Genomic DNA, 13,876 nt, shown 5'->3' with positions numbered 1-13,876 from the left:
CCGAAAAGTTATTTCGATGCGCTTGGGTTGGTTTCGTTGCTGGACACCCGGCAGCGCTTCCAGTGTGTTGAATGAACCGCCGTATGCGGAACCGCACGTACGGTGGTGTGAGAGGGCGGCGGGGGTAGCCCCGCCCCCTACTCGATCTGTGTTCGCGTTATTTCAGTGACTCGACTGCAACGAACTAACCGAGCTGGGCTGCAGCACGCAGCAGATGCGCGGGCGTCGTCAGGAGCTGCGCGTCCAGCACACGCTGCCATCCCGAGTAATTGATCAGGTAGCGGCTCGCGACGCCGCGAAAGCGCACCAGCCAACTCTTGAAGCGGCTGTGCCAGCTGTTAACGTTCTGGATGTGGATCGCGCCACGCGCCCGGATGCCCGCCTTCACGTTCACCCACTCGTGCGTGATGCCCGCTTGCGCCGCGAAATGTCGATAGGCGACGGCACCGTCGCTGATCAGTAACACGTCGGTCGGAAGCACCGGCCTGAGGCAACAATCCAGTTGCGCGACCGTCACTTGACCTCGTCCGGTATGAAAATCAAGCGTCTGGCCATTGCGATCGCGCGCGACGAGCAGGCAATCGTGTTCTCGATTGATGCCACGCCGTCTCGCCACGCCGCCGCGCTTCCTCGGCTTGCGCGTCAAGTGGCGCGAGCCCTTTTGCGATTCGAGGCGATACGTTTCGTCCGCCTCGACGATGGCCGACAACGTCGCAGGCCGGTCGCGCATCGCGCCGGGCACGAAGCGATGGCGCCACCGGAAACTGGTCGTGCGGTGCACGCCGACGACGCGCGCCGCATCACGGACCGTGCGCGATTCCAGGATGCATTGCAGGTAGGTCAGCCAGCACTCCTTCTTGCGCAACCGCGCGAGCGGCGTGCCCGTCAGCGCGTTGTAGCTGCGGCCACAGCCGAGACAGCGAAAGCGCTGCAAGCCGCTGGCCTGGCCGCAGCGGTGGACGTGGCGGCAACCGCAGCGCGGACAGGGGCGACCTCTGGCGGCGGCCTCGATCAGCGCGATGCACTCCGTCGGATCCGCGATACTCGCGATCCATTTCCTCAACCGGACCAGGTCGGTTGCCGACAACGGTACCGCGGTCAACGTGGCAAAGATTTCGTCGAACTGCAGGCTACGCATCGTCGCTCCCCATGAGTTAACTCGACGATACGTATGACCGCTGCAACCAGTTTCAGTTCACATAACTAGCGCGAACACAGCCTTTTTTCAGGATCGCAAAGTTTGCTTGTCAGCCGTATTCTCGCGTTCTGCCTGACGGCGCGCATCGGGATCACGGCGGCCGCACCGCGTCCTCGGTCCGGAAGCGCGCCACGAAGGCCGCCAACCGCTTCGAGTGGTAGCCCTGCGCCAGCATGTCCAGGCGGCTCGCGAACGCCGTGTAGGCCGGGTCGAGCCCCTGCAGGTAGGCCGCCCGCTCCCGGATCTGGCGCATATTCCCGATGCGCGCCAGTTGCCAGAGTTCCTCGATCTCCGCCGCCGGCGGGACGGTCATGCGGGCGTCATCGCCGCCCTCGGTCGTCGCCGGTGCCGCTTGTTCCGTGATCCATTGCAGCGATAACAGCTTGCCGACGGTGCGCAGCAGCGCGTCGTGGTCGACGGGCTTGGCGAGGAAGGCGTCGGCGCCGGCATCGCGGCTTTTCCGTTCGTCGTCGGCGCCGGCGCTGGCGGTCACGGCGACGATCGGTATGCCGTCCCATCCCGGCATGCGGCGGATCCGCCGCGTCGTCTCGTTGCCGTCCATCACCGGCATCATGACGTCCATCAGGATCAGGTCCGGCTTGAAGCTGTCGAGCAGGACCAGGCACTCCAGGCCGTTCGCGGCGGCCGCCACGACGAAGCCGGCACTCTGAAGCAGGTCCAGCATCATCGCGCGGTTCAGCGGCACGTCGTCGACGACCAGCAACCGCTTGCGCTCGCCCTCGTAGCCGACCAGGGTGTCCTGCGGCTGCACGGTGACCGGGCCGCCGGCCGCCACCGGCACCGCGATCTCGAACCGGAACGTACTGCCCTTGCCCGGTTCGCTGGCGACGTCGATATTGCCGCCCATGAGGCGCACCAGTTGCTGGCTGATGGCCAGGCCCAGGCCCGTGCCGCCCTCGCTCCGCTTTGCGGTGGCCACCTGTTCGAAGGGCTGGAAGATGCGTCCGATCTGTTGCGCGCTCATGCCGATGCCGCTGTCGGCCACCTCGAAGCGCAACCGCGCGGTGGCCGCGTCGTCCTGGCCGTCCGGCACATCGGCGAGCGGCGCGGGCAGCACCCGCAGCGTGACCTTGCCGCTATCGGTGAATTTCACCGCGTTGCCCAGCAGGTTGAGCAGCACCTGGCGCAGCCGGGTTTCGTCGACCGTCACCGTCGACGGCAGGCCCGGCGCCAGTTCGCAGCTGAACGCGAGGCCTTTCTCCTCGGCCTTGACGCGCATGATGTTGGCGAGGACCTGCACGAAGGCGCCGAGATCGACGGCGGCGGGATGCAATACCATCTTGCCGGCCTCGACCCGGGCCAGGTCGAGGATGTCGTTGATCAGGGCGAGCAGATACTGCCCGCTCTCGCGGATCGCACCCAGGCCAGACGCCTGCCGTTCGGTCAAATGGTCGCGGTCGCGCGCCAGCAGGTGGGCATAGCCGATGATGGCGTTGAGCGGCGTGCGCAGTTCATGGCTCATTTGCGCCACGAAGTTGCTGCGCTGGCGGGCCAGTGCGACGGCCTCGGCCAGCGCCGCTTCACGTGCGGCCTCGGCCGCCTTGCGTTCCCGGTCGATGACGGCCATTTGTTCCAGGCGTGTCTCGCTGGCTTGCAGGTCCGACCGGAAGTGAAGCAGGCCCAGCGACAGGGCTAGCATACCGAAACCTATCCATGCGAACATCAGCCAATCCAGCAGGGTTGTCTTCGATATCCATTTCCCGCGAAACTCGATCTTGCGCAGCTCGACCGTGATGACTTGTCCGGTGGCACTGTAGTTGTCCGTCGCCAGCTCCACCGCCGTGACGTGGTCGAGGCGCACATAGCTCTTGGACAGCGGGATCCGGCGCGAGAAGTGCCACCAGTCCGCGGTGCGCACGGCACTCATCGGGATCGTGAACCTGGGTTCGGACGGCAGATCGATCAGCAGTTCGTTGAACCGCTGCGAATTCCAGTCGCTCAGGTTGGAAAACTCCGGCTCGAAATTCAACAGGTGAAGCTTGACGACGCGGCGGCCCCGGCCCGAATAACGCATGTCGAACGCAATCGTGTCGTACCCGCTCAGGTCGATGCCCTTGACCGGATCGCCCATCAGGAATTGGAACTTGCAGAATGGATAGGTTGCGGCCGCCCCCAGGTAGCAACGCATGACGAAGGCGTCCCTGGTGATAGTCAAGGAAGCGACCGAATTGCCATTCGAGCTGTTGCCGCGCGTGTTGTCGCGGTCATCGGTCACCCTCGCGCCATACGGATGCCGCGGGGAAATCTCGAGCGTGCGCGTCATCCCGTAATGCTGCCAGACCAATAATATGGGGGTTGCCAGCATCAACAGGATGAACAGGACGTAACAGATCCTGGTCGAGCGGGAGCGCCACTGATTCATGTGCGTACCGATTGGAATCGGACCGGATGATTCATCATATACCCACGCGTTACGCGACCGGACATTCCCTTGCGCGAAGCGTCGGCGCCGTGATGCTGCGGCCAGGCGTCACGGCGGCCGCACCGCGTCCTCGGTCCGGAAGCGCGCGACGAAGGCGGCCAGCCGTTTCGAATGGTAGCCCTGCGCCAGCATGTCCAGGCGGCTCGCGAACGCCGTGTAGGCCGGGTCGAGCCCCTGCAGGTAGGCCGCCCGCTCCCGGATCTGGCGCATATTCCCGATGCGCGCCAGTTGCCAGAGTTCCTCGATCTCCGCCGCCGGCGGGACGGTCATGCGGGCGTCATCGCCGCCCTCGGTCGTCGCCGGTGCCGCTTGTTCCGTGATCCATTGCAGCGATAACAGCTTGCCGATAGTGCGCAGCAGCGCGTCGTGGTCGACGGGCTTGGCGAGGAAGGCGTCGGCGCCGGCATCGCGGCTTTTCCGTTCGTCTTCGGCACCGGCGCTGGCGGTCACGGCGACGATCGGTATGCCGTCCCATTCCGGCATGCGGCGGATCCGCCGCGTCGTCTCGTTGCCGTCCATCACCGGCATCATGACGTCCATCAGGATCAGGTCCGGCTTGAAGCTGTCGAGCAGGACCAGGCACTCAAGGCCGTTCGCGGCGGCCGCCACGACGAAGCCGGCACTCTGAAGCAGGTCCAGCATCATCGCGCGGTTCAGCGGCACGTCGTCGACGACCAGCAACCGCTTGCGCTCGCCCTCGTAGCCGACCGGGGTGTCCTGCGGCTGCGCGGTGACCGGGCCGCCGGCCGCCACCGGCACGGCGATCTCGAACCGGAACGTGCTGCCCTTGCCCGGTTCGCTGGCGACGTCGATATTGCCGCCCATGAGGCGCACCAGTTGCTGGCTGATGGCCAGGCCCAGGCCCGTGCCGCCCTCGCTCCGCTTTGCGGTGGCCACCTGTTCGAAGGGTTGGAAGATGCGTCCGATCTGTTGCGCGCTCATGCCGATGCCGCTGTCGGACACCTCGAAGCGCAACCGCGCGGTGGCCGCGTCGTCCTGGCCGTCCGGCACATCGGCGAGCGGCGCGGGCAGCACCCGCAGCGTGACCTTGCCGCTGTCGGTGAATTTCACCGCGTTGCCCAGCAGGTTGAGCAGCACCTGGCGCAGCCGGGTTTCGTCGACCGTCACCGTCGACGGCAGGCACGGCGCCAGTTCGCAGCTGAACGCGAGGCTTTTCTCCTCGGCCTTGACGCGCATGATGTTGGCAACGACCCGCACGAAGGCGCCGAGATCGACGGTGGCGGGATGCAATACCATCTTGCCGGCCTCGACCCGGGCCAGGTCGAGGATGTCGTTGATCAGGACGAGCAGATGCTGCCCGCTCTCGCGGATGGTGCCCAGGCCGGACGCCTGCCGCTCGGTCAAATGGTCGCGGTCGCGCGCCAGCAGGTGGGCATAGCCGATGATGGCGTTGAGCGGCGTGCGCAGTTCATGGCTCATTTGCGCCACGAAGTTGCTGCGCTGGCGGGCCAGTGCGACGGCCTCGGCCAGCGCCGCCTCACGTGCGGCCTCGGCCGCCTTGCGTTCCCGGTCGATGGCGGCCAGTTGTTCCAGGCGTGTCTTGTTGGCTTGCAGGTCGGACCGGAAGTGGAGCAGGCCCAGCGACAGGCCGAACATACCAAAAGCTATCCATGCGGACGTCAGCCAGGTCAGCAAGGTTGTCTTCGATATCCATTTCCCGCGAAACTCGATCTTGCGCACCTCGACCGTGACGACCTGTCCGGTGGCGCTGTAGTCGTCCGTCAACATGTCCACCGCCGTGACGTGGTCGAGCCGCACATAGCTCTTGGACAGCGGGATCCGGCGCGAGAATAGCCACCAGTCCGCGGTGCGCACGGCACTCATCGGGATCGTGAATTCCGGCGCGGACGGCAGATCGATCAGTACTTCGTTGACCCGCTGCGAATCCGGGTCGTCCCGCGTCGACAAGTCCGGGTCGAAATTCAACAGGTGAAGCTTGACGACGTGGCGGCCCGGTCCCGAATAACGCATGTCGAACGCGATCGTGTCGTACCCGCTCAGGTCGATGCCGTTGACCGGATCGCCCATCAGGAATCGCAAGGCGCAGAATCGGTACGTTGCGACCGCCCCAAGAATGCAACGCATGGTGATGGCATCGCTCGTGACGGTCAAGGAAGCGACCGAATTGCCGTTCTCGCGGTGGCCGAGCATGGTCCCGCGGTCGTCGGTCACCATCGCGTCATACGGGTGCCGCGGGGAGATCTCGAGGGTGCGCGTCATCCCGTAATGCTGCCAGACCAACAAGATGGGGGTCGCCAGCATCAACAGGATGACCAGGACGTAATTCACCCTGGTCGAGCGGAAGCGCCACGGGGTCAAATGCATACCGATTGGACATCGGACAGGATGATTCAGTATATACCCGGGCAACGCCGCCCGAGTGATTTCGACTTCAACCGGCCGCGAAGCGTGCACCCGCCCAACGTGTCCGCCGACTTGCCGCCCCGCGATGAACCGCGCCCCGTGTCGACGTTCCGCCACACGCCAGAATTTATGGCTAGTGTCTAGGTCTAATCAGGCGCAGGGAACAGCGAGGAGACGAGGAATGACGCACTTCCACAGAACCGCCATCGCCGGCGGCACCGCCCGGTTCGTGCTCGTGGCCGGTGGCGTGATGGGCGCACACGGTGCGCGCGCCCAGGATGCGCCCAAAGAAGGCGGCAAGTCCGATGTCGCCACCGTCGTGGTCGTCGGACAGCGCGCCGCGCTGCAGTCCGCCGCGGCCCGCAAGAAAAACTCGGACGAGATCGTCGATTCGGTCGTCGCCGACGACATCGGCAAGTTGCCGGACAAGTCGGTGACCGAAGTGCTGCAGCGCGTGGTCGGCGTGACCATCGACCGCACCCTGAACGTCCCCGATCGGCTGCAAAGCGTGGGCGACGGCATCAACCACTTCGCCGCGGAAGGCACGGGCGTCTCGGTGCGCGGCCTGTCGTACGTGCGGTCGGAATTGAACGGCCGCGATTCGTTCTCCGCCAACGGCGGCCGCGCGCTGAACTTCGAGGACGTGCCGCCCGAGCTGATGGCCGGCGTGGACGTGTACAAGAATCCATCGGCCGAGCAGATCGAAGGCGCCATCGGCGGCCTCGTCAACCTGCGCACCGCACTGCCGTTCGATTTCAAGGGCAGGAAGGGCGCGCTGTCCGTGGAAGTATCGCGTTCGCGGTTGCGCGGCAAGAATTCGCCGTCGTTCTCCGGCCTGTTGTCGAACCGCTGGAAGACCGGTTTCGGCGAGTTCGGCGCGTTGATCGACCTGGCCCATTCGCGCATCGACACGCGCAGCGACGGCCTGCAGTTTTCGCCGTATATCCCGCGCACCGATGCCGTGACGGGCGACACCAGCGGCGCCCGGCGCTGGATCTCGAACGGCGGCAGCTGGACCACGAACGACTTCGAACGCGACCGCGACGGCCTGTACGGCGCGCTGCAGTGGAAGAAGGACGACCTGTCGTCGCACCTGACCTATTTCCGCTCGAAGTACGACATGCACACGTCGGAATACTCGCTGGCCGCGGGCGCGAATCCGGCCACCATCATGCTCGATCCGGGCGCGCTGTTCGACGCGAACGGCGTGCTGCAGGCGGGGACGATCCGCGCGCCGCAGGACCCGGGCATCGGTTTCGGCACCCAATCCCGCAGCGCCGGCCGGACGTCCGACACGCGCGACATCGCGTGGAACCTGCAGTGGCGCGCCACCGACCGGTGGACCTTCAGCGGCGACCTGCAGCATACGCGCGCCACGACGGACGGGTACGACAACCTCGTCGGACTGGGCGGCTTCATGCCGAAGGAGGGCGTGGACTTCCGCACCGATCCGCCCACACTGACCTTCGACGCCGCGGACCGCGCCTTCCTGGCCGATCCGGACAACTACTATTGGAACTCCACCCAGGAACACCGCGACGTCGCCGTCTCATCCCAGAACGCGGCCCGCCTGGACGCCAGGTACACCTTCGACAGCCCGGTGCTGAACGATGTGCGTTTCGGCGTGCGCTTTACCAACCGCCATGCCGACACGCGCGCGACCCATGGCAACAGCCAGTGGCACGAGATCACGGCGCCCTGGGCCGTCGGCCACGACGGCTGGCAGCCGTTCAGCCAACTGGCCTACCTGAGCGACCCGCGTTTCGCCGGCGACAAGGTCGCGCCCCTGGCATTCGACGACTTCTTCGGTGGATCGACCGCGATGCCGCCGGCGATCGTCGTCGCGAACAGGGCGCTGACGGAAGGCGCGCCGCCGCCGGGCTTCGCCCAACTGCACGACATGGTGAAAGTGCTCTGCAACATGCCGTGCTCGAGCGACGCGCTGTGGGAGTACGCGAAGTTCGGCGACCCCGAGAGCCAGAACCGGCAGCACGAGAAGACCAGGGCCGCCTACGCCCAGCTGCGCTTCAACTTCGACAAGCTGCGCTACCCGGTGGACGGCAACGTCGGCATCCGTGTGGTGCGCACCGACATGTCGGCGTCCGGTTACCTGTTGTTCTCGCCGCCGGATACGTCCCAGGTCCCCGGCGTACCCAGGATCGCCGCGCGGTCGGACAAGACCAGCTTCGACAACGCGTACACGAACGTCCTGCCCAGCCTGAACCTGCGCATGAAGGCCAGCGACGCATTGCAGTTCCGCGCCGCGTTCTCGAAAGGAATGACGCGTCCGGATTTCTGGCAGATGCAGGCCTACACGACGCTGAGCCAGAACGTGCACACGCACACCGACCCGGTGACGAAGGCGACGATCCTCGACAGTGTCGACTATACCGGCGCCGGCGTCGGCAACCCGATGCTCAAGCCGACCCGCTCGAACAATGTCGACCTGACGGCCGAGTATTATTTCGGCCATGGCGGGCAGCTTACGCTGGCCTTGTTCAACAAGCGCCTGTCGGACATCATCATCGGCAAGACCGCGATCGTCACACTCGACGACTCGACCGGCCGGGCGCATGACTTCGCGGTCACGTCGCCCGTCAATGGCGCGACCGGACGCGCCAGCGGGGCCGAGATCGGCTACCAGCAGTATTTCGACAAGCTCCCGGGCTGGTGGTCGGGCTTCGGGGTCTCCGCCAACTACACCTATATCGACAGCCACCAGGACCTGGGCAAGCCGCTGAAGCAGGTCTGGTGCACGCCGCAGGATACGAACGCGTTCATCGCACGTGATCTTTCCGGTTGCGACACGGATGGCCATCTGCTGAACGTCGGTAACGTGCCGATGGCGGGCCTCTCCAAGAATGCCTACAACCTGGCGCTGTTGTACGACAGGGGCCCGGTGTCGGCACGCCTTGCGTACAGCTGGCGGTCGAAGTACCTGCAGGCGGTCAACGCCTACGGCACGAACGGCGGCGACGGCATCGATGCGAATCCCGCGAGCCCGAAATTCGGCCAGCCGTACTCGGTGCAGTACGCACTGCCGACCTGGGGCGGCGCGTACGGCCAGCTCGACGCGAGCCTGCAGTACAAGTTCACGGACAACCTGAACCTGTCGGTACAGGCGACGAACCTGACCAATGCGTTGTACAAGCAGTACATGCAACAGGGGATCGGCTTGAAGGAGCGCGGCGCGTTCTACACGGGCCGCCGTTACTCGATACGGTTGGGTTACTCGTTCTGACCGACTGTCGTGCGCCGCGCCTCGTCCTGGTCGATGCGCTGCTGCAGCAGCCACAACCGCGCGTACGCGCCCTTGCGCCGCAACAGCTCCGCATGCGTGCCCTGCTCCACGATGCGGCCTCTTTCCATGACGATGATCGCGTGCGCATGGACGATGGTCGACAGCCGGTGCGCGATGACGAGCGTCGTGCGCCGCTCGGCCAACCGGTCCAGCTCCTTGACGATGGCGTGCTCGGACACGGAATCGAGCGCCGACGTGGCCTCGTCGAACACGAGGATCAGCGGTTGCTTGAGGATGGCGCGCGCGATGCCGATGCGCTGGCGCTCGCCGCCGGAAAACTTGACGCCCCGCTCGCCGACGGGACTGTCGTACCCCTCCGGCAGCGCGGCGATGGCGTCGTGCAGCTGCGCGGCCTGCGCGGCCGCCACGATCTCGGCGCGGCTGGCGCCCTCGCGCGCATAGCCGATATTGCTGGCGATCGTGTCGTTGAACAGGGCGGCGTCCTGCGGCACGACGCCGATCGCCCGGCGCACGCTGGCCGGGCTGCACGCGCGGATGTCCTGGCCGTCGATGAGGATCCGTCCGCGGTCGGGGTCGTAAAAACGCAACAGCAGGCGGGCCAGGGTCGACTTGCCGGAGCCGCTGCGTCCGACGACGGCCAGCGTCGTGCCGGGCGGGATGCGCAGGCTGACGTCGTCCAGCGCGGGACGGCCCGGCTCGTAGTCGAACCCCACGTGCTCGAACACGACTTCGCCGACGCCGGGCACGAATGCCGGCAGGCCGGGCAGCTCCGGCATCTCGGGCCGCTCGCCCAGCAACGCGAACAGCCGTTCCGCATTGACCCACGCATCGCGCGATTCGCGGTAGACGAAGCCGAGGGCGTTCAGCGGCAGGCAGACCTGCAGCGCGTACGCGTTGATCAGCACGAGGTCGCCCACGCGCATCCGGCCCGCCAGCACGTCCTGCCCGGCCAGCAGCATGATGGCAGCCACCCCCGCGGCGATCACGGCACTCTGCCCCACGTGCAGCAGGAACAGGGCGCGCTGGTTCTTGATGCCGGCGTCCCGCCAGCCGTCCATCGTGGACGAGAATTTCGCCGCTTCGTGGGCTTCGTTGGCGAAATACTTGACGGTGTCGTAGTTCAGCAGGCTGTCCGCCATCTGCCCCTTGGCGCGCGAATCGAGCTTGTTGACGCGCCGCTGGTACAGGACGCGGCGCGCCGTGAACACGAGCGTGAAGCCGGTGTACATGAGAAAGGTCGCGACGATGATGGCGGCATAGCCGCCGGGATAGCGGCGCAGCATGACGACGAGCACGAGGCCGATCTCGACGAGCGTCGGCACGATGGTGAACAGCCCCACCCCCAGCAGGTAGGCGATGCCGCTGGTGCCGCGGTCGATGTCCGGCAGCAGGCTGCCGACCTGGCGCCGAGCGTGGAAACGGGGGCCCAGCGCGTGCAGGTGGGCGAAGGTCTTGCGCGCATACGCCGCCACCGCGCCCAGGGTCACGCGCGCGAACAGCAGGTCGCGCCATTCGTTGAACAGCGTGCTGGCGAACCGCAGCAACGCATAGCCGACCAGCAGATAGGCGGGCAGCTGCGGCGGCAGCCGGGCCTGCGAAAATGCGTCGATGATGCGCTTGAGCAGCAGCGGCACGGCCACCGTGGCCACCTTCGCGGCCAGCAGCAGGACGATGGACACCGCCACGCGAGCGCGACTCGCGCGCATGACCTCCCACAGCTCGGCCATGAAGCGGCGCCGGGCGGCATGGTCGTCGTGGTCGTCGTGGACATCGGGGTCGGAGGTCATGCAGCCTTGGACAGCCGGGCGGCCGCCAGGCTCCCGGCCGGCGCCTGTGCTGCCTCAAGCCATCGCGCCGGATGCGGTGTACGCGTCAGCGCGTGCGCCTGGGCACGTTTTCCAGCCGAAAAATGACGTCGACGGGCTGGCGCAGCTTCAGCGACGGGACCGTCAGCAGCTGCTCGCGGTCCACCTCCTGGGCGCGCGCACTGGCGGCGGCGCGCGGGCGGCGGAACTCCTCGCGCTCCAGGCCCATCGCGGTGCCCAGGTTCTTCAACCCATCCGGCGTCGCGGCCATCACGGCGCCGACGCGGCGCCCGAAGGCGGCCGCCATCACGTCGGCCTGGCGGCGCGCATCCCGGATCGCCTGCGTCATGAGTTCGTCGTTGATGCTCCCCATATCGCTGCGGTCGAACGCGGATGCGAAGCCGTCGAGGTTCGGCTTGCCGAGCAGGCCGCCGGCCAGCGGTGCCCAGTTGGCGAGGTTGCTTACATTGATGTGCACGTCGCAGCGCAGCTCGTACAGCGGGGCCCCGGCCGCGGTCCGGTCGTCCTTGCGGATGCTCTGCCGCACCTCGCGCACGGCGGCGTCGTCGGCCTCCATGCCCAGTTGCTGCATCAGGGCGCGCACTTCGCCCACGCGCGTTTCGAGGACGGCACGGGCGGCGGCCGGGTCGGCATCCACGGCCACGATCTCGAAATCGAGGCTGCCGATGTCCGGCGCCACGGCCTCGAAGGCACTGCCCGTTACGTGCACGAACGGATAGCCGGGAACGGGCGACGCATGCGCCGCCCCGGCGGCCAGCAGCAGAACGAGAACCGCGTTGCACAGGCGGGATATCGGCATAAACACTCCTTTTAACGTAGACAGTGATGTCTATATTATTCCCCTTCCGAGGCTTGGCGCAAGCCAACGAACGCAAAATAAACTTGTAGACAAGTCGATCTAGACGAGTTAGTCTAGATTCATCGACAACGTAACGAAAGCCTTGTCATGGCCAAATCTCCCGCCCTGCCCAAGCCGACGCCGGCCGAACTCGACCTCTTGCAAGTGTTGTGGCCGCTCGGCGCGGCCACCGCGCGCCAGGTCCACGAGGAAATCATCAAGGAGCGTCCGGACGTCACGTATGCGACCGTGTTGCGCCTGATGCAGATCATGCACGGCAAAGGTTTGCTGATCCGCGACGAAAGCGAACGGTCACACGTGTACGCACCGGCCCAGGCGCAGGAAGCGCTGCAGACGAATCTGCTCAAGGACCTGATGCAACGCGCCTTCGCCGGCTCGGCCAAGGCCCTGGTACTGGCCGCGCTCAAGAGCGGCATCTCGAAAAAGGAGCGCGACGAGATCGAACAATTGCTGAAAGACGGAGACGAACAATGAGCGCCGGGCTCGCCGGCAGCTTCGTGGGGAGCCTCGGCTGGGCGTTGCTGCACTTCGTGTGGCAAGGGGCCTTGATCGGCTGCGCGACGGCCGTGTTGCTCGTCGCACTGCGCAATGCCCGGCCGGAAACGCGCTATGCCGTGGCGTGCGGCGCCCTGCTGCTCTGCATTGCGTGGCCGGCTGCGAACCTCGCGCTGATGCTGCACGATGGTCGCGGGAGCCCGTCCGTACGCCTGCTGGCGCTGGTACGCGCACCCGAGGTGACCCTGCGGGAAGCGGCCGGCCTGCTCGGCTGGGTGCAGCACCATCTCGCGTGGATCGTCGGCGCCTGGGCGGCCTGCGCGGCGGCGCTCGGGCTGCGCATGGCGCTGGGGCTGCTGTGGATCGTGCGCGCCCCGGGTGCGGCCGAACGCGCCGCGGCCGACGACCGGGACGAGCAGCGCGCCTGGCAGGCACGGCTGTCGCAACTGGCCGCGCGCTGCGGCCTGGATCGCCACGTGCGCCTGCGCATCGTCGACAGCCTGGCGAGCCCGATCACGGCCGGCTTCTGGCGGCCCGTCGTGCTCGTCCCTGCCGCCCTCGTCACGGGCATGCCGCCGGCATTGCTGGAAGCGCTGCTGGCGCACGAACTCGGCCACGTCCGGCGCCACGACTATCTCGTCAACCTCGTGCAGAACGTGATCGAAGCGCTGCTGTTCTACCACCCGGCCGTCTGGTGGATCTCGCACCGCATCCGCCACGAACGGGAACAGATCGCCGACGATTTCGCGGCAAGCCGGCTGGGCGAACCGCGCCGGCTGGCGCGGGCGCTGTCGGAACTGGAACGGCTGCAGTTCTCGCGCCACCACCTGGCCCAGGCCGCGACCGGCGGCGACCTGGCGGCGCGCATCCGCCGCCTGCTCCGTCCCGACCCGCAGGGGCTGGACTGGCGCGCCGCGATCCCCGTGCTGGGACTCGTGCTGGCCTGCGCCGCCAGCGCCCACGCGCTGGCCACCCGCGGCGACACGGCAACCGCATCCACCGCCGCGCCGTCCGACGTCACGCGCCGCGCGATGCTGGATTTCGCGACCTGCCGCAAGCCGCACTACCCACAAGCCGACATCGCGGCCGGCCATGAGGGCGCGGTCACGATGGACTTTCTCGTGGATGCCACCGGGACCGTGACGGCATCGAAGATCCTGCAGTCGAGCGGCTACGCCAGCCTGGACGAGGCGGCCCGCGGTGTGCTGCACCAATGCCACTTCCGGCCGGCACTGCGGCACGGCCAGCCCGTATCGGCATGGGCGCCCGTCAAGTATGTCTGGACACTCGGCTGACGCGGCACCGCGCCGCTGATCGCAAGGCGCTCCCGCCCGCATCCGCAACCGATTTTTTGCGCAACGGCGCAAGGCGCCGTCACGCCCTTACGGACTGAAGGTCATCAGTTCTC

The 13,876-nt window shown here is 66.8% G+C and carries 8 protein-coding genes; 3 read left to right on the top strand and 5 right to left on the bottom strand.

The window, feature by feature from the left end:
- Positions 1 to 184: 184 nt before the first annotated feature.
- The 3 genes from ISF28_RS28075 to ISF28_RS28065 all read right to left on the bottom strand — a co-directional run bounded on the left by ISF28_RS28075 (position 185) and on the right by ISF28_RS28065 (position 5,987).
- A complete protein-coding gene (locus ISF28_RS28075; protein ID WP_198120479.1) occupies positions 185 to 1,138 on the bottom strand; it encodes an IS1595 family transposase in 954 nt (317 codons plus the stop codon).
- 151 nt (positions 1,139 to 1,289) lie between these two features.
- Positions 1,290 to 3,374 (bottom strand): ATP-binding protein, encoded by a 2,085-nt coding sequence (locus tag ISF28_RS28070; RefSeq protein WP_198120478.1) that lies wholly within the window; start codon positions 3,372 to 3,374, stop codon positions 1,290 to 1,292.
- Between the two features lie 315 nt (positions 3,375 to 3,689).
- Positions 3,690 to 5,987, bottom strand: a complete 2,298-nt coding sequence (locus ISF28_RS28065) for an ATP-binding protein (protein WP_198120477.1) — start codon at positions 5,985 to 5,987, stop codon at positions 3,690 to 3,692.
- A gap of 220 nt (positions 5,988 to 6,207) precedes the next feature.
- Here ISF28_RS28065 and ISF28_RS28060 point away from each other — a divergent pair, with 220 nt between their 5' ends.
- Positions 6,208 to 9,267, top strand: coding sequence for a TonB-dependent receptor (locus ISF28_RS28060; protein WP_198120476.1), 3,060 nt, complete (start codon positions 6,208 to 6,210; stop codon positions 9,265 to 9,267).
- Here the strand turns inward: ISF28_RS28060 and ISF28_RS28055 are convergent.
- Complete coding sequence (locus tag ISF28_RS28055) at positions 9,255 to 11,075, bottom strand: ABCB family ABC transporter ATP-binding protein/permease (protein WP_198120475.1); 1,821 nt, start codon at positions 11,073 to 11,075, stop codon at positions 9,255 to 9,257. The genes ISF28_RS28060 and ISF28_RS28055 overlap by 13 nt on opposite strands.
- Positions 11,076 to 11,160: 85 nt before the next feature.
- On the bottom strand, positions 11,161 to 11,913 hold the full coding sequence (locus ISF28_RS28050) for an SIMPL domain-containing protein (protein WP_198120474.1): 753 nt from the start codon (positions 11,911 to 11,913) through the stop codon (positions 11,161 to 11,163).
- A 147-nt stretch (positions 11,914 to 12,060) separates the two neighbouring features.
- Here ISF28_RS28050 and ISF28_RS28045 point away from each other — a divergent pair, with 147 nt between their 5' ends.
- Positions 12,061 to 12,447 carry a BlaI/MecI/CopY family transcriptional regulator gene (locus ISF28_RS28045; protein ID WP_198120473.1) on the top strand — a complete coding sequence of 129 codons (387 nt, stop codon included), beginning with the start codon at positions 12,061 to 12,063 and terminating at the stop codon, positions 12,445 to 12,447.
- On the top strand, positions 12,444 to 13,763 hold the full coding sequence (locus tag ISF28_RS28040) for a M56 family metallopeptidase (RefSeq protein WP_198120472.1): 1,320 nt from the start codon (positions 12,444 to 12,446) through the stop codon (positions 13,761 to 13,763). Before ISF28_RS28045 ends, ISF28_RS28040 begins: the two co-directional genes overlap by 4 nt.
- The last annotated feature ends 113 nt before the right edge of the window (positions 13,764 to 13,876 follow it).

The sequence above is a fragment of the Massilia rhizosphaerae genome (genome assembly GCF_016093545.1).
GTDB classification, from domain to species: Bacteria; Pseudomonadota; Gammaproteobacteria; order Burkholderiales; family Burkholderiaceae_D; genus Telluria; species Telluria rhizosphaerae.
Note: the sequence above shows the minus strand (reverse complement) of the source record. Positions and strands in the feature narration are given on the sequence as shown.